Source organism: Pseudoalteromonas sp. SG44-5, assembly GCF_014164175.1.
In the GTDB taxonomy this organism is placed as follows: Bacteria; Pseudomonadota; Gammaproteobacteria; order Enterobacterales; family Alteromonadaceae; genus Pseudoalteromonas; species Pseudoalteromonas nigrifaciens.
In genome coordinates this window covers 1-19,198 of record NZ_JACJES010000032.1, presented here as the reverse complement: position 1 = coordinate 19,198, position 19,198 = coordinate 1, and the positions used below count along the sequence as shown (strand labels likewise).

Here is a 19,198-nt window from a genome sequence, read left to right as displayed (position 1 = left end):
TTTCTCTAGCCAGAGGTTTTCAGTGAAAACAAGGCGAATTTACGCGTCAATAGCTGGCCTATTGCAAGTAAATTCAACGCAGTTAGCGCTGAAAATAGCTGCTTGAGATAAGTTTATTATCCGGATCTCAGGTTATTTATACTCTATTGTTATTTTTAGACATAAAAAAAGCTGCATTAAGCAGCTTTTTTCAAGTCTAGTTGATATTACGCAAACGGATTGCGAAGTATCATAGTTTCTACACGATCAGGACCAGTAGAAATAATATCAACAGGAACACCAGTGAGCTCTTCAATACGCTTAACGTAATCAATCGCTGCTTTTGGTAAACCATCAAGGCTAGTTACACCAACAGTATTTTCTGACCAACCAGGCATTTCTTCGTATATTGGCGTTACTTTTTCGTAACCTTCAGCTGCTAATGGCGTTACGTTAGTAACTGTGCCATCTTCAAGCTTATAACCAGTACAGATTTTAAGTGTTTCTAAGCCATCTAAAACATCAAGCTTAGTTAAACAAAAACCAGAAATACTATTGATTTGCACTGCACGACGCATTGCTACGGCATCTAACCAACCAGTACGACGAAGTCGACCAGTGGTTGCGCCAAACTCATGGCCTTTATCGCCTAAGTGCTTACCAACTGGGTCTTGCTTATCAAGGCCGTCGTAAAGCTCTGTAGGAAAAGGGCCTGAACCAACACGTGTAGTATATGCTTTAATAATACCAAGCACATAATCAAGGTGTAGTGGGCCAAAACCAGCACCAGTAGCAACGCCACCAGCTGTAGTGTTAGAAGACGTTACATAAGGGTAAGTACCATGATCGATATCAAGTAACGTACCTTGTGCGCCTTCAAACAAAATGTTGTCGCCAGCTAAACGCGTTTGATCTAAAAGCTCAGTAACATCAACAATCATCGCTTTTAAAATATCAGCAACGGCCATTGCGTCATCAAAGGTTTTCTGAAAATCAACAGCATCTACTTTATAGTAATTAACTAAAGTAAAGTTATGGTATTCAAGAACTTCTTCTAGTTTTGCTGCGAATAGTTCAGGATTAAATAAATCCCCTACGCGCAAACCACGACGTGCCACTTTATCTTCGTACGCAGGACCGATACCACGGCCAGTTGTACCAATTGGCTTATCACCACGTGCAGTTTCACGGGCTACATCTAATGCAACATGGAAAGGCAAAATTAATGGACATGCAGCACTGATTAAAAGACGCTCGCGTACAGGTACGCCACGTGCTTCTAACATGCCAATCTCTCTCATTAGCGCTTCTGGTGATAATACAACACCATTACCAATCACACATTTAACATTGTCACGTAATACACCCGATGGAATAAGGTGCAGAACTGTCTTTTCACCGTCGATCACTAAGGTATGGCCAGCATTGTGCCCACCTTGATAACGAACTACTAAAGATGCTTTATCTGTAAGGAGGTCAACTACCTTACCCTTACCTTCGTCACCCCATTGGGTGCCTAATACAACAACGTTTTTACCCATTGTAACTTCACTTAAAAAAATTAGGACAAGATTCTACCAGAAAACAAAGCCAAAGTTCACCCCGTTTAGCTTATATTTTCCGCTCGTATATTTATATGTATAAATATTAACTAATAACCACATAGATAACAGTGGTTTAATGCATTAAATCTGTTTCAATAAAAAGCCCCACTAACGCGAGGCTTTTAAGATTTAAATATATTGGTTAGCTTTATTGTGCAGTAGCACCTTTCATATATTTAAAGAAGTCGCTATCTGGTGAAAGAACCATTACGTCTTGCTTGTTTTTAAAGGTTTGTTTATACGCCTCTAACGAACGAACAAAACTAAAAAACTCAGGATCTTTATTGTACGCATTAGCATAAATAGCTGCTGCATCTGCATCACCTTGACCACGTACTGTACGTGAATTACGCTCAGCATCGGCAAGCATTACCGTTACACGACGATCAACGCCAGCACGAATAGTTTCGGCTTTTTCTTGACCCTCTGAACGATGCTCTTTAGCAACCGCAGTACGCTCTGCACGCATACGCTGATAAATCGAGCTACTTACTTCTTGTGGTAGGTTTATTTGCTTAACACGCACGTCAAGTACTTCAATACCTAGCTCGCGGGCACTTTCAGAAGCTTGTACTAACGCCTCTTCCATTAACTCGCTACGCTCACCCGACACTATTTCACGAATAGTACGCGTACCAAAGTTAGTACGTAGACCGTTATTTACTTTTTGTTCTAGCAGCGTTTCAGCATATTGCTTATCGCCACGAGCACGCAAGTAAAAAGCACTAAAGTCGTTAACACGCCATTTTACAAACGAGTCAACAATTAAGTCTTTTTTCTCGCTCGTTACAAAGCGGTCTGGTGTACCATCAAGCGTTTGAATACGTGCATCAATACGACGTACTTGGCTAAAAAATGGTACTTTAAATTGTAAGCCGGGGCTGTACACTATGGCTTGATCATCACTGTCTTTTTGTACTTTACTGAATAACAAAACAATTGCTTTTTGCCCTTCAGGTACAACAAAAACTGACGAGAAAGACATTACAATGGCAGCTAATAGTATGACTAAACTAAAGTTTTTCATTATTGTTATCTCCCATCATTAAAACGATCGTTGTTAAAGCGGTCATTACCACTATTAACAGAGCTGTTACGTGACGTATTTACTTTGTTACGTAAATCTTGAATATCACTTGAGCTAGGAAGTGCAACACGGGTTGCTGTGCCTTGCTTTTCCATAATTTTATCAAGTGGTAAGTACATCATGTTGTTGCCACCTTTTACATCAACAAGTACTTTAGAGCTATTGCCTAATACTTCTTGCATTGCATCAATGTATAAACGTTCACGAGTTACTGTTTTAGCCGCTTGATATTCTGGTAATAGCTTTTCAAAACGAGCAACTTCACCTTGTGCCTCAAGTGTAATACGCTCTTGATAACCTTCGGCTTCTTGAGTCATACGTGTAACTTGACCACGAGCACGAGGTTCAATTTCACGCGCATATGCTTCAGCTTCACGGATAAAGCGCTCTTCATCTTCTTGTGCAGCAATTGCATCATCAAACGCATCTTTAACTTCAGCCGGTGGACGAGAATCTTTAAAGTTCACGTCAGTCACAATTAAACCTAAGTTATAAGGTTCAATAACCTTGTTCAGCTCATCCCATGTATTTTGGCGCACAACCTCACGGCCGTTTGTTAGTACTTGGTCCATTTTTGCATGGCCAACTACATAACGTAGTGCACTTTCTAGTGCTTCTTCTAAGCTACTATCTGCATTAGTTACACTAAATTTATACAAGTATGGGTCAATAACACGATATTGAACTTGGAACTCAACGCTTACTACGTTTTCGTCTTCAGTTAACATAAAACCAGACGTTGATAATGAACGAACAGCTTCAATATCTACTGGTATTATGGTTTCAATAAAGGTCATTTTCCAACGCAGACCAGGATCAGCAATACGATCATACTTACCAAATTGAAGAACCACACCACGCTCAGCTTCTTTCACGGTATAAATACCACTGAGTGCCCATACAATTACAGCAATTATAAGTATAAATGAAATACCGGCTCCACCAAGTCCACCGCCGCTACCATTGCCCGGTTTTTTGCCGCCAAATAAGCCACTAAACTTGTTACTGAATTTACGCAGCACCTCGTCTAAATCAGGTGGGCCTTGATCTCGTCCGCCTTTGTTATTCCACGGATCTTTATCATTGCCATTATTACCCGGTTCATTCCAGGCCATAGCTATACTCCATTGTTATCTAAATAAATAAGGAAATTGAGTTAAATCTAACAAATCTACTGCGTTTCTTATACAAAAACCGACATTAATTACATCAATTTTTAATCACAGACGATAAAACCAGCAATTTCAGGACCAAATTCTTTAATTAAACGATTCCACTCAACTACAGGTAACCTAACATCTAACAGCCAGTTACCTTGTTCATCAAAGCGCTCGTCGCTTACCGCACTTAAACTAAATAACGACGATCTTAACCGTCCATATTGTGGTGCAAGCAATAATGTTTCGCTAAGCATTTGTTTAGCAAGTAATTCGCTAATAGCTTCGCTAAGTAACTCGCAACCTTCGCCGGTTTGAGCAGAAAGCCATACCCTTATAGGTTGGCCTTCATCATCGCGATCAATACGCGCAGTAATATCATCCAGCGCATCAATTTTGTTATAAACCAATAATTGCGGTACTTCATCAGCTTCAATTTCTTTGAGTACTGATTGTACTTGTTCAATATTTTCTTTTAGTCGTGCATCTGCCACATCAATAACATGCAGCTGTAAGTCGGCTTCTCGCGTTTCTGTTAGCGTCGCTTTAAATGCCGCCACTAAGTCATGCGGCAAATGGCGAATAAAGCCAACAGTATCGGCTAAAATAACCGGACCAACATCGCCTAACTCAAGTTTTCGTAACGTTGGGTCAAGCGTCGCAAACAATTGATCTGCAGCATAAACATCTGAGTTTGTAATACGATTAAATAATGTTGATTTACCCGCGTTAGTATACCCTACTAACGATACAGTTGGTATTTCGTTACGGCTACGAGCTCGTCTACCTTGCTCGCGCTGTACAGCAACTTTATCTAGGCGTGCACGAATATTTTGCAGGCGGGCGCGCAATAAGCGTCTATCGGTTTCGAGCTGTGTTTCACCTGGCCCACGTAAACCCACGCCCCCTTTTTGACGCTCTAAATGCGTCCAACCACGAATTAGTCGCGTGGACATATGACGCAATTGCGCCAGTTCAACTTGCAACTTACCTTCGTGGGTACGTGCACGTTGCGCAAATATATCAAGAATAAGGGTGGTTCTATCAAGCACACGACATTGCAAAATGCGTTCTAAGTTACGCTCTTGGGACGGTCTGAGTTGATGATTAAAAATAACGACATCGGCATTGTGGATTTTAACAGTCTCAGCTATTTCTTCTGCTTTACCAGTTCCGACAAATAGTTTCGGATGTGGTGCTTGACGGCTGCCTTGCACAACCGCCAAACTACTAACACCAGCAGAAGATACCAACAATTCTAATTCGTGAAGATCTTCGCGATCCCCCTCTTTAGGAAAGTCAATATGAACTAAAACTGCCTGTTCGCCAGATTTATAGCGGTCAAACAAGCATCACGCTCCTAATTTAAATGTTTCCAGCTTCAGGTTCTTCAGTGTCGTCATTTTCTTGAACACCTTGGAAATTAACTGCACGAGCAGGAACAACTGTTGAAATTGCATGTTTATACACCATTTGATTTACGGTGTTTTCTAGTAAAATAACAAATTGATCAAATGACTGAATTTTACCTTGTAATTTTATGCCATTAACCAAAAAGATTGATACTGGGATGCGCTCACGGCGTAGTGCATTCAAAAATGGGTCTTGTAACGATTGGCCTTTTGCCATGTTATTATTCCTTCGTTCTAGGTGTTATTATAATTAAGTGGCTGAACTTATTTAACAAAGCTAAATTTTATTCAACTACTACTAGCTTAGCGAACTTACTACACGATGCAAGTTTTCTTCATCACCCGTTGTTAACCATGTAACATCAGGCCAGCTTCTTAACCAAGTTAATTGGCGTTTAGCCAATTGACGTGTAGCCGCAATGCCGCGAAATACCATTTCATCATGGTCAATTTCACCCGCAAGGTAATCCCACATTTGTCTATAACCTACACAACGAATAGAAGGCATATTGGGGTGTAAATCCTTACGTAGATATAGGGTCGAAACTTCATTTTCAAACCCCTGTTCGAGCATTATTTTAAACCTTTTTTCAATTCGCTGATGTAATTCACTGCGCTGCGTTGGCGCAATAGCAAATTGATGAAAAGTATAAGGTAAAACCGGCTGTTTTTGCTTTTGCAGCTCGGTCATGGTTTTACCTGTTAATTTGTATACCTCTAAAGCACGATTAATTCTTTGTGAATCGTTTTCACTCATTTTTTGCGCTGCTTGCGGGTCTATTTTTACCAGTTCTTGATACAAATGTGGCCAGCCATATTGCGCAGCTTGCGCTTCAAGTTCGGCTCTTATTTCCACGTTAGCTTCTGGCAGTGGTGATAAACCATCAATCAGAGCCTTGAAGTACAACATGGTGCCGCCAACTAATACCGGCACCTTACCTTGCTGATGAAATTCATCTATTTTTATTATCGCATCACGTCTAAAATCAGCAACTGAATAAGTTTCACTTGGGTCAAATAAATCAATTAAGTGATGCGGAGCACGTGCTAACTCTGATGCATCGGGTTTAGCCGTGCCAATATCCATACCCTTATATACTAACGCTGAATCAACACTAATTATTTCGGTATTTAAATGCTCACACAATGAAATTGCCAACGCCGTTTTACCCGCTGCAGTTGGACCCATTAAAAATATGACTGGTAAATTACTCAACACGAATACCTTAATCTAATTGCGTTAAATAGTGCTCTATATCTATTTTAACTGCTTTTACACGCAAACGTTCAATTGTTTGCGGATTATTTTGCATGCGGGCTTGCTGCGCTAAAAAGATATTGCTGGAATAAAAACGCGCTGGTGTGTGCTGCATCTGCCACGCCAACCAGCTTTCTATGTTTTCAAGTGGTGCTTTACACGCTTCCAGCAGGCTTTCAACCGCGCTAGTAACGTCTAATAAATATAAGCACGCGGGAAGTTTTTTAACCATCACAAACTGTTTTTCAATAATTAGCTCAAAACCTAATAGCGTAAACCAAGACTGTTGCGCTGCTATTAGCTCACAGTCTTGCTTGGATAAATTAACCCGTACTGGCAACAACAGCGCTTTGCCCTCTAAGCTGCCCTGCTCTTTTATTTTCTCATGCCAATCATCAACTAATGCATATTTAAAATGTGAGCAATACAATTGCTGCTCGCTGCTAAACACACACACGCCTTCGTTGATGCTGATAATAGCAACCGTTTTTAAAGCAACTGCCTGCTCCACAGCGTGTGACTGGTTAACCCCAACAGATACGTGAGCACCTTGGTCAAAATGCGCGGCATGCTGCTCACTCACGCCCTGATAAAAAGCATTAATATCATGATGATTAGTACTAGGTGCAGCTCTGTAGGCGCCGCCACCCCCTCCCGCACCACGCGAACTTAGCGATGCGCCGCCAGAACTGACACTATGAGATGGTTGCAATTGCGATTTAGGATAATCAAATACCTCACCCGACTCAAAATTCCCAGTGGGAGAACGCGCAGTGTCTGTCTGACTAAATGCCGTATCGGCTAGGTTATTTAAAGGCTCATTAGTAAACTCACCTTGCAGTGGCACAACAACTTGTTTAATTGCTTGTAGTATAAAGTCGTGTACTAAACGCCCTTGATGAAAACGTACTTCGTGTTTTGCCGGATGAACATTTACATCGACTTGACGAGGGTCAATATCAATATAAATAACAAAACCGGGTAACTCTTGGGCACCACTTACTTCTTCAAATGCTTGGCGAATAGCGTGCAGTATAAGCTTGTCGCGCATCATGCGATTGTTTACATAGGTATACTGCACGGTGTTAGCAGAACCAACCGGCAATACCCAGCCATGGAGCTGCAAGCCCCCCTCGCCCGATTGAATATGCAAGCCTTGCTCAGCAAATGCTTTACCCGCCACTTGCGCTACACGGGCAATTGCTTGGCTAGGATCAGTTTTAGCACGGTACTGCCTGACTACTTTTTCATTATGAGTAAGGGTAATAGATACATCAAATCGACTCAGCGCAATGCGCTTTATAAGCTCATCAATATGGCTAAACTCTGTTTTTTCGGTACGTAAAAATTTGCGCCGGGCTGGCGTATTAAAAAATAAATCTTTTACTTCTATGGTGGTGCCATCTGGGTGCGCTACTGGTTTTACTTGCACAGCCATATCGCGGCCTTGTGCAAATGCTTGCCAAGCGGCTTCTTGATGTTTAGTTTTTGAGCTTAGCGTTAAGCGCGAAACGGAACTAATTGACGCCAGTGCTTCACCTCTAAACCCCAGTGAGCAAATATTTTCTAAATCATCGAGGGATTTCAATTTACTGGTTGCATGGCGAGAAAGCGCCAATGTAAGCTCGTCTTGAGCAATACCCGCACCATTGTCACGAATACGAATTAGTTTGTGCCCACCTCGCTCAATATCTATTTGAATGCGTGTAGCACCAGCATCTAGGCTGTTTTCTACTAATTCTTTTACCACCGACGCGGGGCGCTCGACCACTTCACCTGCAGCAATTTGGTTCGCTAAACGTGCGGGTAGTATTTCAATACTCATTCAACTTCCTAACAAACATGACTCTAATGATAAGCAATTAACTTTGCGGTATATCGAGTTCTTGGCCAATAAATAAGGTATTAGAGCTTAGTTTATTCGCCTGCTTTAACTTGTTTATAGTTATGCCGTAGCGACTCGCTAACATGCTTAACGACTCCCCCGGGCGAACTTTATGCTTGGTTGGATATTGCGACTTTAACTTGGCAAATAAAGAATCGTCAGGTGGATTTTTTAAGTAATAATTTTTAATTGAGGTAAATATAGCTTTGGCTAAACGCTCTTGGTGATTAGCACTTTTTAGCAATTTTTCTTCACGGGGATTAGAAATAAACCCTGTTTCGATTAAAATAGAAGGAATGTCTGGTGACTTTAATACTGCAAGACTCGCATGTTGAGGATCTTTTTTATGTAACTTTGCCACCTTACGCAGCTCTTTTACTACTTCATCAGCAACGCTCAAACCGGTTTTCATCGAATGATCCATCGACATATCAAGCAGTGCTTGCGCTAAGTACTTTTCATTGGCGGCATCTTTTATTACATCTGCCGCGCCACCTAAAAGCTCAGAGTGTTTTTCTTTATCTTCAATCCATTTACCTATTTCTGAGTTAGCACGGCGCAGTGATAACACCCACACTGAGGCACCATTTGGACCTGGGCTCGTAAATGCATCAGCATGAATAGAGACAAAAAAATCAGCTTTTTTCTCACGAGCACGATTGGTGCGGGTATTGAGCTTTACAAAGTAATCGCCGCTGCGCACCATACGCGAAATCATCCCGCGCTCAGAGTCAATCATCCTCTCTAAGCGTTTAGCTATTTGTAATGTAATCGTTTTTTCATAGGTACCCGATGGGCCAATTGAGCCAGGGTCTTCGCCACCGTGACCAGCGTCAATCGCAATAACAATATCGCGCTCTTGGCTTAATTGACGGTTTTTAGCCGCTGTTTGCGCTGGTGATACTGCTGTGGATGATTCACTTTTATCATATAGATCAACAACCAACCTGTTTTTATAGGGGCCCGTTGGTGCTAATGCAAAAACCACAGGCTTTACCGGGGCACTCAATTCAAATACAAAGCGCACGCTGTGTTTATTTTTTGGTTTAGAATAACGAAGCTTACTAACAATTTGATGCTCAGGCGGAATACCGGGTAACACTTTAAGCTCCCGTGTTTGCTCTAAATCAACCACTAAACGGCTAGGATTTTTAAGCATAAAATAACTAAAGTCAGGCTTTTCAGTTAAATCAAATACCACCCGAGTGCTATCGGGAGATGGCCAAACGCGCACACTATTAATGGTATTTTGTGCCCATAGCGACGAACTCGTAGTGATAGCTACAAGATAAATAAAGAGTTTAATTACACCGCGACTCATGTTGATAGTGACTGCCTTAACTATTTTATTATTTGTTATATAACCAATATTATTACTCTGAGGTTAAGTTATTTAGTTTTTCAATAATTACGCTACCACGCTCACTGGCACTATTAATAACGATATTTCGCTCATCGCCTACATAGCTTAAGGTAATATTTAAATCTGGCACAGGAATAAACTCTCCGCCTTTTTCTGGCCATTCAACCACACAAATTGCTTGCGCTGAAAAGTAATCGCGTATTCCCATATATTCAAGTTCTTCTGGATCACCTAAACGATACAAATCAAAGTGGTAAACATTAGCGCGCTCCAGCTCATATGGCTCTACTAAGGTATACGTTGGACTTTTAACCTTACCTGTATGGCCAAAACCTTGCACTATGCCACGTGTAAAGGTGGTTTTACCCGCGCCTAAATCGCCATGTAAATAAATTACCGCACCTTGCTCTATAATAGCCGCAATTCGATTGCCCATTGTTACCGTGGCAATATCATCACTCAAGTGAGACTTAAAACTACGTGACATTATTACCTTTACCTCAAAAATTTATTAAAGCGCATATTTGTTAATCATACCAGATTATTTATTTAAGGTGATACAGCCAATTTTTAAAGATAAAAAAACCGGCTAAGCGCCGGTTTCTATTAACGAGGAATTATAGTCCCAATTTTTTCTCAAGATAGTGGATATTAGTCCCACCATTTTGGAAGTTTTCGTCTGCAAGAATTCTTTTATGCAGCGGAGTATTGGTTTTAATACCGTCGATTACTAATTCATTTAGTGCGTTACGTGCACGAGCAATTGCTACGTCACGGTTTTCACCGTAAGTAATTAGCTTACCAATCATTGAATCGTAATGTGGTGGAACCGTGTAGTCAGCATAAATATGGCTGTCCCAACGAATACCTAAACCACCCGCAGGATGAAAACGTGTAATTTTACCCGGTGACGGAATAAAGGTTTCTGGGTCTTCTGCGTTAATACGACATTCAATTGCATGGCCGCGAATAACAACATCGTCTTGAGTGAACGACAATGGCTGACCAGCAGCAATTTTTAGCTGTTCTTTAACTAAATCAATACCTGTAACCATTTCAGTAATTGTATGCTCAACCTGAATACGGGTATTCATTTCGATAAAATAAAACTCGCCGTTTTCGTATAAAAACTCAAACGTACCAGCTCCACGATAACCAATTTCAATACAGGCACGCGTACAGCGCTCACCAATAAACTTACGTGTTTCTGCTGTAATTCCTGGAGCGGGTGCTTCTTCAACTACTTTTTGGTGACGACGTTGCATAGAACAATCACGTTCACCTAAATGCACAGCATTACCTTGGCCATCAGCTAAAATTTGTACTTCGATATGACGTGGGTTTTCAAGGTATTTCTCCATGTAAACCATACCATTACCAAAGAACTGCTTCGCTTCTTGCTGGGTTAATGCAATTGAATCAATCAGTTCAGCTTCGCTGCGCACAACACGCATACCACGACCACCACCGCCACCAGCGGCTTTAATGATTACCGGATAACCAATGCGCTTAGCAATTTGCATATTGCGCTCTTTGTCATCTGATACTGGACCATCTGAGCCTGGTACACACGGAACACCGGCTTTACGCATTGCTGCGATTGCAGATACTTTATCGCCCATAAGACGAATTGTATCGCCAGTAGGACCAATAAATACAAAACCACTTTGCTCAACTTGATCGGCAAAATCAGCATTTTCTGCAAGAAAACCATAACCAGGATGAATCGCTACAGCGTCAGTTATTTCAGCCGCGGCAATAATACGCGGAATATCTAAATAACTTTCTGTTGCTGCTGGTTTACCAATACAGATGGTTTCATCTGCAAGCAATACATGCTTAAGATCGCGATCTGCCGTTGAATGCACAGCAACCGTTTTGATCCCAAGCTCTTTGCAGGCGCGCAATATACGAAGTGCAATTTCACCTCGGTTTGCAATGACTACTTTATCTAACATTAGAGTTGGCCTTTTAGGTTGCGCTATTATTCAATGATGAATAAAGGTTGATCAAATTCTATTGGCTCGCCATTTTCAGCTAAAATAGCTTTTACTGTACCAGCTTTGTCTGACTCAATTTGGTTCATCATTTTCATTGCTTCGATGATACATAATGTATCGCCAACTTTAACTTGAGAACCAACTTCTACGTATGCTGGCGCTTCTGGTGAAGCTGCAGCGTAGAATGAGCCAACCATAGGTGATTTAACTTGATGACCTGTAGAGGCTGCTGGAGCAGCGGCTTCAACTGCTGCTGCAGGAGCTGCAGCAACTGGAGCGGCAACTGGTGCTGGTGCATATTGCTGTGGCGCAAACTGAGCATAGCCTGGGCCTGCACTCATGTTATTACGATTTATACGTACTGACTCTTCACCTTCAGTGATTTCTAGCTCAGCAATACCTGACTCTTCTACTAATTCAATAAGTTTTTTGATCTTGCGAATATCCATAAACGGCCCGCCTATTAGTTTGTGTGTTTAAAATTAATTTGAGTTTTGCAATTGGTTTACTGCAGCTTCAAGCGCTGCGTGATAACCCATTGCACCTAATCCACATATTACGCCTTGCGCCACATCAGAAAAATACGAATGATGGCGAAACGCTTCACGTGCGTGCACGTTGCTTAAATGCACTTCAAAAAACGGAATATCAACACTTAACAATGCATCACGTAATGCGACGCTCGTATGCGTAAATGCAGCAGGATTAATAATTATGTAATCAATCGCTTGCCAAGTATCGTGAATACGCTCTATCAGTGCTTGCTCACTATTACTTTGGAAGTGCGTTAACTCAACATTTAAACTATCAGCGGCACATGTTAGTTCGCTCATAATTTCGCTTAGCGTACGTGAACCGTATTTATCTGGCTCACGTTTACCTAGCATATTTAAATTTGGGCCATTTATAACTAAAAGCTTGAATTTTGCAGCCATAATACGCGATATATCCTATAAGTAATGAGTTAAGCAGTCGTTAACTAATTTTTTACAAAAATGTGAGTATAAAAAATAAGATAACAACAATTTCTCACGTTAACCAACTATTATAGTGATTTCGACGTAAATAACAGCAAAATACTGGTCTTATCTCTGTATTGGGTACAAATGTTGAGGCAGTAGTAATAGCCCCACCTTTAAATTATGGGGGGCTATTATATTGCTACTTTACGCTGGCGCGTACTGTAGATAGGTGCTGAGCAAAATCTTCAGCATTCAAAAAGCCGGTAACACGTTGTGCACTTAGCTCCTCTCCTTGGGTATTAAAAAACAAAATACTCGGTAAACCAAACACCGTATATTCTTCCATTAGTTCGATTGTTTTGTTATCGCTGTCGGTTAAATCGACTTGAATAAGCTCAAAGTGACTAAACTCATTTTGCACTTTTGCATCGGGAAAGGTGTAATGCTCAAATTCTTTACACGCAATACACCAATCAGCATATAAGTCGACCATAACCAGTCGGCCTTGCTCATTAGCGTGAGCAACGGCTGCTTTTAACTCAGTTAAATTGGCTACTTGCTTAAACTCATTACTTTGCGCACTTACTTGCATTGTTTGCATGTGTACTGGCCAAAAATAATTTTTAGTTAAGTTAAAGCCACTAACAACGAGTAACGTTGCAGCAAACCACAGTGCTGTTTTTAATTTTCCTTGTGTTTGGCTACTTTGCCAGTGATGCAAGTAAAGCGCGGTTGCCAAGGCCAATACTCCCGCCATTAATAAAATAACATCGGCATCTAAAAGGCGCTCAAGTAATATAAGTGGCACAACTAGCATAATAAAGCCAAATAGGGTTTTAACTTGTTCCATCCAGCCACCGGCTTTAGGCAATAGTTTTCCGCCCGATGTACCGAGTAACAATAATGGCAGTCCCATCCCTAAACTCAGTACATAAAGCGTTAATCCCCCCACTAAATAGTCGCCACTTTGTGCTACAAACAATAGCGCCGCTGACAAAGGTGCTGTGGTGCAAGGCGAGGCAATCAAGCCCGATAATACGCCCATTAAAAACACACCAACGTAGTTGCCACCTTTTTGGTTATTACTTACTTGGGTTAACTTGTTCATCATGCCACTTGGTAGCTTTATTTCGTACCAACCAAACATCGACATTGCTAATAATACAAACAATAAACTAAAGCTAATAAGTACATAAGGGTGCTGCAAATAACCTTGAACTTGCCCGCCAAGTGCGGCCACAACCAAACCTAATGCCGCGTAGGTCACTGCCATACCTTGAATATATACAAATGATAACGCGAAGGCTTTTTTAGTTGAGAGATTTTTTTGCCCAGCAATTAAGCTCGACAAAATTGGAAACATTGGAAATACACACGGTGTAAAAGCCAGGCCAACACCAACAACAAAAAATATCAGTAAATTAGTAATTAGCCCTTGGCTTGCTAACTGCTCGGTAAAGGTCAGATCTTTTTTAGGCGCATTGCTTGTCGGCGCATTAGCCTGATTTAATGCTGTAAATGCGTTTGCAGAGGTTGCACTGTGCGTAGCATCATCAGCATTTTGCAGCTGTTCACCGGCAATTTTGTTTAGCGGAATACTAATAACTTCAGGTGGGTAACATAACCCAGCTTCAGCACAACCTTGGTAACGCACTTTTACTACTGCTCCCTCAGTTACATTACTGAGCTTACTAACAATACTAAGTGCATTAAAAAAAACTTCTGTTTTACCAAAGAACTCATCTTCGATAACTTCTCCATTACCTAAGTCGCCTACTTCTATATTCGCGCCTTTGGCAATAATCTCTATTTTATTTTTATATAAGTAGTATTCAGGTGCAATATCCCAGCCTATAAATAAAGTATTATCTTGCTGATCAAAATCAAATACAAATGCTTGGTCTACTTGTAAAAAGGTTTGTTGTGGAGGTGCAAGTAAATCACCAAGTATATTATTAGCCTTAGCTGGAGCCGCTAATAATGCAACCAGTAACAAAAAGAAAAAACGCATTAATTAAGTACCTCATCCATCCAATTAAAATAAGCTAGGTTACCCGTTGCCACATCAACAACCTGGATCTCTGGCACTTCGTAGCTGTGTAATGCTTTAATAGTTAAAAATACATCGTTCATTTTATCTAACTTTGTTTTGATCAATAGTTTAGCTTCGGTTGCCTCAACTACTTCACCTTCCCATATATAAATAGAAGCTACCTTTGGTAGAATATTCACACATGCAGCCAGTTTTCTCTCAACTAATGCTTTTGCCAGCTCTCTTGCTTCATTTTCATCTTTGCAGGTAGTAAAAATAAGTTTAAATTGCGCCGCCATAATGAACCTTTATGTGTTTAATAATGTCTGTAAGCATAGTATCTGATAGCGTATGTAATGTGTAGGTGCTATAACTGCAAAAAAATAGTAATAGCGCTTACTGTATCCTTGAAATTAGACCGCTCCACCCTCACTTATATTTCATCAACTCTTTTGAGTTTCATTATTTAGAGAGCTTTATGTTTAGATTTTTATTTGTGTTGTTTATCATTATTCCTATTATTGAAATCGCCTTACTTATACAAGTAAGCGAGGTAATAGGTGGTTTTTCGACAATTGCGCTAGTAATTATTACCGCGATTTTAGGCGCAAAAATGGTAAAACAACAAGGTATGAGCGCGCTACAAAAAGCACAAACTCAAATGGCCGAAGGGCAAATGCCTGCGAAAGAATTATTTACTGGTATATGCGTTATTATAGCTGGCGTATTATTGTTAACGCCTGGCATTATGACCGACGTTTTTGGGCTACTATTATTAACGCCAGTAATTCGCAACAAACTGGCAGCCGGCCTTGCTAGTCAAGCTACTGTACGTATGAGTGCAGGTATGCAACAAGGTGGTTCACCATTTACCCAGCACAGTCAAACTGAGGCAGATCCTCATCAAGTGAACAAACCGACCATCATAGATGGTGAGTTTGAACGAAAAGATTAATTTTTTTAATTTTACGCTTGGATTTTGGCGTAACACCCCCATTATTGAATGCAACCAATATAAGCTTTTTTCTGCCCTTCGCAGAAACTGTTAGGAGAACTAAATAAATGAATATTCGTCCTTTACATGATCGCGTGATCGTTAAGCGTCTAGAAGAAGAAACAAAATCTGCTGGCGGTATTGTATTAACTGGCTCTGCAGCTGAAAAATCAACCCGCGGAGAAGTTGTTGCCGTTGGTAATGGTCGCATTTTAGAAAGCGGTGATGTTAGAGCATTAGAAGTTAAAGCCGGTGACACTGTGTTATTTGGCTCATATGTTGAGAAAGTTGAAAAGATCGAAGGTCAAGAGTACCTGATCATGCGTGAAGATAATATTTTAGGCATTGTAGGCTAAACCTACTTTTCGTTTATAAACATTTAAGAATTTAGAGGAATTTAAAACATGGCAGCAAAAGAAGTACTTTTTGCAGGTGACGCACGCGCTAAAATGCTAACTGGCGTAAACATCCTGGCAAACGCAGTAAAAGTTACATTAGGTCCTAAAGGCCGTAACGTTGTACTAGATAAATCATTTGGCTCTCCAGTTATCACTAAAGATGGTGTATCTGTAGCAAAAGAAATCGAACTTGAAGACAAGTTTGAAAACATGGGCGCACAAATGGTTAAAGAAGTTGCATCTAAAGCTAACGATGCAGCCGGCGATGGTACAACTACCGCTACAGTACTTGCACAGTCTATTGTAAACGAAGGCCTTAAAGCTGTTGCAGCAGGCATGAACCCAATGGACCTTAAGCGCGGCATCGACAAAGCAGTAATTGCTGCTGTTGCAGAGCTTAAAGCGTTATCTGTTCCATGCTCTGACACTAAAGCAATTGCACAAGTAGGTACTATTTCAGCTAACTCTGATAAAGAGATTGGCGACATCATTGCACAAGCAATGGAAAAAGTAGGCCGTAACAGTGGTGTTATTACTGTAGAAGAAGGTCAATCACTGGAAAACGAACTCGATGTTGTTGAAGGCATGCAGTTTGACCGTGGTTACCTATCTCCTTACTTTATTAACAGCCCAGAAAAAGGTACTGTTGAACTAGATAACCCATTTATTCTACTTGTAGATAAAAAAATATCTAACATTCGCGAATTATTACCAACATTAGAAGCAGTTGCTAAAGCAAGCAAGCCACTACTAATCATCGCAGAAGACCTTGAAGGCGAAGCATTAGCTACATTAGTAGTTAATAACATGCGCGGTATTGTTAAAGTATCAGCAGTGAAAGCTCCTGGTTTTGGCGACCGTCGTAAAGCAATGCTACAAGATATCGCTGTATTAACTGGCGGTACTGTGATTTCAGAAGAAATCGGCCTTGAGCTTGAAAAAGCAACAGTTGAAGACCTAGGTACAGCTAAGCGCGTAATTATCACTAAAGATGATACAACAATCATTGATGGTGCTGGCGAAGAAGCAGGTATTAACGGTCGTGTTTCACAAATTAAAGCACAAATCGAAGAAGCAACATCAGACTACGATAAAGAGAAACTACAAGAGCGCATGGCTAAACTAGCTGGCGGTGTTGCAGTAATCAAAGTTGGTGCTGCGACTGAAATGGAAATGAAAGAGAAAAAAGACCGCGTTGAAGATGCATTAAATGCAACTCGTGCAGCGGTTGAAGAAGGTGTAGTACCTGGCGGCGGCGTTGCACTAGTTCGTGCAGCAAGTAAGCTGGTTGATTTAGTTGGCGACAACGAAGATCAAAACCACGGTATTAAAGTTGCACTTCGTGCAATGGAAGCGCCACTTCGTCAAATCGTAACAAACGCAGGTGACGAAGCTTCAGTTGTAATTAACGCAGTTAAAGGCGGCGATGGTAACTACGGTTACAACGCAGCTACTGGCGAATACAACGACATGATTGAAATGGGTATCCTAGATCCAACTAAAGTAACACGCTCTGCACTACAATTTGCAGGGTCTATTGCGGGTCTAATGATCACTACCGAAGCTATGGTAGCTGAAATCCCTAAAGATGATAGCGCTCCTGATATGGGTGGCATGGGCGGTATGGGTGGAATGGGCGGTATGATGTAAACCCCACCTAAACCTCCCGGTTAAAAAAACCCAGCCTCGGCTGGGTTTTTAATGTTATAGAAAAAATAAAAAACTAACTATACTCTTAGTCACTTAAGTACTATTGCTTAAGATAGTTGATTATTGAGTTGCAAATAAAAATTACTTCAACGTATTCTAGTGCAATTAAGCTTATGCCGAATCATACTCAGAGTAAGTTTTATTTACATAAACATTATTAAGGATATTGAGTTGAATAAAAGACCTGAAATAATCATCTCATCATTAGATGCAGATAGACTATATGATTTAATCGAATCATTGCCAGCAAACAGTTTTGCGGGTGAAAAAGAACTGGAAGCAGAATTAGGGCGAGCAACTATAGTTGATCCTAAAGACGTTCCAGCAACAATAGTTACCATGAATTCGACCGTAAATTTTGTTGTAGAATCTTCAAAAGAAGAATTTAATTTAACTCTTGTCTACCCGAAAGATCTTGACGCTAGCGGCCAAAAAATATCAATTTTAGCCCCTATAGGCGGCGCTTTACTTGGGCTATCACAAGGAGATGAAATTGAATGGCCTAAGCCTGGTGGAGGTTTAATAAAAGTAAAAATAAAAGAAGTAACCTACCAACCTGAAAGAGTCGGCGAACTACATAGATAATTTAACGAAGCTAATAAGTAGCTCCTAGCGCATTAAATTAATTAAAAACCCAGCTCATGTTGGGTTTTTAGTTTGCGCTATCATTTTAGCTCAAATCATTTCACAATATCACTTCCATAAATTTACTAACTGTTAAGCGTGATAATAACCGGGAGTTAATTCCAGCAACCCATTAAATATTCTAATTTATAATTAGTGCAGGCCACTAAACCCGATAAATTGCTTGTCGTAGGTAAAACTGAGGCAGTTATAGCTCCCACCTCACTAAGGATATAATACGGCAACACTTGCTAATTACCACAGATGCTATGCCATCCGGACAGCACCCAGTGGCCATTGCTAGTCACCCATATGGAAATATATTGATAGATATGTAAAACCTGCCAATGATACTCTTACCTCCATATTTGCCATAGCTTAATCCAGCTGAGCAAGTATTAGCATGGATAAATATACTCACTTAATAAATAGCATTTGCTATCGATGCACTACGCAGTAGAAAAGCAACAATCTAGCTATTTTTGATGCTCTTTTATCGTCGGGAGTCGCTGCGCTCGCCCGACCTACGTGTTAGGTGTTGGATGAGTGGGCATTAATTGTACGAACCTCACTTTCCTGCAGACGTAAAAAAGCCCGAATCGTTAAATTCGGGCTTTCTACAATTTGGAGCCTGGCAATGTCCTACTTTCACATAGCAAATGCTACACTATCATCGGCGCTGTTTCGTTTCACTACTGAGTTCGGCATGGGGTCAGGTGGGTCCAAAACGCTA

General features: G+C 40.7%; 18 protein-coding genes and 1 rRNA gene. 4 read left to right on the top strand and 15 right to left on the bottom strand.

Annotated elements, in window-relative coordinates:
• Positions 1 to 206 precede the first annotated feature (206 nt).
• The 14 genes from H5079_RS17255 to cutA all read right to left on the bottom strand — a co-directional run bounded on the left by H5079_RS17255 (position 207) and on the right by cutA (position 15,038).
• A complete protein-coding gene (locus tag H5079_RS17255; protein WP_011326988.1) occupies positions 207 to 1,520 on the bottom strand; it encodes an adenylosuccinate synthase in 1,314 nt (437 codons plus the stop codon).
• A gap of 211 nt (positions 1,521 to 1,731) precedes the next feature.
• Positions 1,732 to 2,610: a protease modulator HflC gene (gene hflC / locus H5079_RS17250; protein WP_011326987.1), complete on the bottom strand. Its 879-nt coding sequence runs from the start codon at positions 2,608 to 2,610 to the stop codon at positions 1,732 to 1,734.
• Positions 2,611 to 2,615: 5 nt separating this feature from the next.
• Entirely contained in the window at positions 2,616 to 3,785 is a 1,170-nt protein-coding gene (gene hflK / locus H5079_RS17245) for an FtsH protease activity modulator HflK (protein ID WP_179807603.1), read from the bottom strand.
• 101 nt (positions 3,786 to 3,886) lie between these two features.
• On the bottom strand, positions 3,887 to 5,176 hold the full coding sequence (hflX, locus tag H5079_RS17240; RefSeq protein WP_011326985.1) for a ribosome rescue GTPase HflX: 1,290 nt from the start codon (positions 5,174 to 5,176) through the stop codon (positions 3,887 to 3,889).
• A gap of 16 nt (positions 5,177 to 5,192) precedes the next feature.
• Complete coding sequence (hfq, locus tag H5079_RS17235; protein WP_011326984.1) at positions 5,193 to 5,456, bottom strand: RNA chaperone Hfq; 264 nt, start codon at positions 5,454 to 5,456, stop codon at positions 5,193 to 5,195.
• 81 nt (positions 5,457 to 5,537) lie between these two features.
• Positions 5,538 to 6,455, bottom strand: coding sequence for a tRNA (adenosine(37)-N6)-dimethylallyltransferase MiaA (miaA, locus tag H5079_RS17230; protein WP_182684550.1), 918 nt, complete (start codon positions 6,453 to 6,455; stop codon positions 5,538 to 5,540).
• A 10-nt stretch (positions 6,456 to 6,465) separates the two neighbouring features.
• The gene (gene mutL, locus H5079_RS17225) at positions 6,466 to 8,322 is read right to left on the bottom strand and encodes a DNA mismatch repair endonuclease MutL (RefSeq protein WP_182684549.1); all 1,857 of its coding nucleotides are present in this window, start codon (positions 8,320 to 8,322) and stop codon (positions 6,466 to 6,468) included.
• A 37-nt stretch (positions 8,323 to 8,359) separates the two neighbouring features.
• Positions 8,360 to 9,703, bottom strand: a complete 1,344-nt coding sequence (locus H5079_RS17220; RefSeq protein WP_182684548.1) for an N-acetylmuramoyl-L-alanine amidase — start codon at positions 9,701 to 9,703, stop codon at positions 8,360 to 8,362.
• Positions 9,704 to 9,755: 52 nt separating this feature from the next.
• Positions 9,756 to 10,232 (bottom strand): tRNA (adenosine(37)-N6)-threonylcarbamoyltransferase complex ATPase subunit type 1 TsaE, encoded by a 477-nt coding sequence (tsaE, locus tag H5079_RS17215; protein ID WP_011326980.1) that lies wholly within the window; start codon positions 10,230 to 10,232, stop codon positions 9,756 to 9,758.
• A gap of 130 nt (positions 10,233 to 10,362) precedes the next feature.
• Entirely contained in the window at positions 10,363 to 11,703 is a 1,341-nt protein-coding gene (gene accC / locus H5079_RS17210) for an acetyl-CoA carboxylase biotin carboxylase subunit (RefSeq protein ID WP_011326979.1), read from the bottom strand.
• Positions 11,704 to 11,729: 26 nt separating this feature from the next.
• On the bottom strand, positions 11,730 to 12,194 hold the full coding sequence (accB, locus tag H5079_RS17205) for an acetyl-CoA carboxylase biotin carboxyl carrier protein (RefSeq protein WP_011326978.1): 465 nt from the start codon (positions 12,192 to 12,194) through the stop codon (positions 11,730 to 11,732).
• 33 nt (positions 12,195 to 12,227) lie between these two features.
• Positions 12,228 to 12,680, bottom strand: a complete 453-nt coding sequence (gene aroQ, locus H5079_RS17200) for a type II 3-dehydroquinate dehydratase (RefSeq protein WP_011326977.1) — start codon at positions 12,678 to 12,680, stop codon at positions 12,228 to 12,230.
• Positions 12,681 to 12,906: 226 nt separating this feature from the next.
• Entirely contained in the window at positions 12,907 to 14,718 is a 1,812-nt protein-coding gene (locus H5079_RS17195; protein WP_182684547.1) for a protein-disulfide reductase DsbD, read from the bottom strand.
• Entirely contained in the window at positions 14,718 to 15,038 is a 321-nt protein-coding gene (gene cutA / locus H5079_RS17190; protein ID WP_011326975.1) for a divalent-cation tolerance protein CutA, read from the bottom strand. Before cutA ends, H5079_RS17195 begins: the two co-directional genes overlap by 1 nt.
• 179 nt (positions 15,039 to 15,217) lie before the next feature.
• Here cutA and H5079_RS17185 point away from each other — a divergent pair, with 179 nt between their 5' ends.
• The 4 genes from H5079_RS17185 to rnk all read left to right on the top strand — a co-directional run bounded on the left by H5079_RS17185 (position 15,218) and on the right by rnk (position 18,426).
• A complete protein-coding gene (locus H5079_RS17185) occupies positions 15,218 to 15,694 on the top strand; it encodes an FxsA family protein (RefSeq protein ID WP_011326974.1) in 477 nt (158 codons plus the stop codon).
• Between the two features lie 107 nt (positions 15,695 to 15,801).
• The gene (locus H5079_RS17180) at positions 15,802 to 16,089 is read left to right on the top strand and encodes a co-chaperone GroES (protein ID WP_011326973.1); all 288 of its coding nucleotides are present in this window, start codon (positions 15,802 to 15,804) and stop codon (positions 16,087 to 16,089) included.
• Positions 16,090 to 16,137: 48 nt separating this feature from the next.
• Positions 16,138 to 17,781, top strand: a complete 1,644-nt coding sequence (groL, locus tag H5079_RS17175) for a chaperonin GroEL (RefSeq protein ID WP_086995379.1) — start codon at positions 16,138 to 16,140, stop codon at positions 17,779 to 17,781.
• 231 nt (positions 17,782 to 18,012) lie between these two features.
• Positions 18,013 to 18,426 carry a nucleoside diphosphate kinase regulator gene (gene rnk / locus H5079_RS17170; RefSeq protein WP_041454318.1) on the top strand — a complete coding sequence of 138 codons (414 nt, stop codon included), beginning with the start codon at positions 18,013 to 18,015 and terminating at the stop codon, positions 18,424 to 18,426.
• A gap of 668 nt (positions 18,427 to 19,094) precedes the next feature.
• Here the strand turns inward: rnk and rrf are convergent.
• A 5S ribosomal RNA gene (rrf, locus tag H5079_RS17165) occupies positions 19,095 to 19,198 on the bottom strand; the annotation flags it as partial.

What these genes read in the sequence shown, in the direction of transcription:
- groL (WP_086995379.1), top strand. Translation starts at nt 16,138, where the DNA reads ATGGCAGCAAAAGAAGTACTTTTTGCAGGTGACGCACGCGCTAAAATG.
- H5079_RS17195 (WP_182684547.1), bottom strand. Translation starts at nt 14,718, where the DNA reads ATGCGTTTTTTCTTTTTGTTACTGGTTGCATTATTAGCGGCTCCAGCT.
- hfq (WP_011326984.1), bottom strand. Translation starts at nt 5,456, where the DNA reads ATGGCAAAAGGCCAATCGTTACAAGACCCATTTTTGAATGCACTACGC.
- cutA (WP_011326975.1), bottom strand. Translation starts at nt 15,038, where the DNA reads ATGGCGGCGCAATTTAAACTTATTTTTACTACCTGCAAAGATGAAAAT.
- aroQ (WP_011326977.1), bottom strand. Translation starts at nt 12,680, where the DNA reads ATGGCTGCAAAATTCAAGCTTTTAGTTATAAATGGCCCAAATTTAAAT.
- accB (WP_011326978.1), bottom strand. Translation starts at nt 12,194, where the DNA reads ATGGATATTCGCAAGATCAAAAAACTTATTGAATTAGTAGAAGAGTCA.
- H5079_RS17255 (WP_011326988.1), bottom strand. Translation starts at nt 1,520, where the DNA reads ATGGGTAAAAACGTTGTTGTATTAGGCACCCAATGGGGTGACGAAGGT.
- mutL (WP_182684549.1), bottom strand. Translation starts at nt 8,322, where the DNA reads ATGAGTATTGAAATACTACCCGCACGTTTAGCGAACCAAATTGCTGCA.
- H5079_RS17185 (WP_011326974.1), top strand. Translation starts at nt 15,218, where the DNA reads ATGTTTAGATTTTTATTTGTGTTGTTTATCATTATTCCTATTATTGAA.
- H5079_RS17180 (WP_011326973.1), top strand. Translation starts at nt 15,802, where the DNA reads ATGAATATTCGTCCTTTACATGATCGCGTGATCGTTAAGCGTCTAGAA.
- tsaE (WP_011326980.1), bottom strand. Translation starts at nt 10,232, where the DNA reads ATGTCACGTAGTTTTAAGTCTCACTTGAGTGATGATATTGCCACGGTA.
- hflK (WP_179807603.1), bottom strand. Translation starts at nt 3,785, where the DNA reads ATGGCCTGGAATGAACCGGGTAATAATGGCAATGATAAAGATCCGTGG.
- H5079_RS17220 (WP_182684548.1), bottom strand. Translation starts at nt 9,703, where the DNA reads ATGAGTCGCGGTGTAATTAAACTCTTTATTTATCTTGTAGCTATCACT.
- accC (WP_011326979.1), bottom strand. Translation starts at nt 11,703, where the DNA reads ATGTTAGATAAAGTAGTCATTGCAAACCGAGGTGAAATTGCACTTCGT.
- hflC (WP_011326987.1), bottom strand. Translation starts at nt 2,610, where the DNA reads ATGAAAAACTTTAGTTTAGTCATACTATTAGCTGCCATTGTAATGTCT.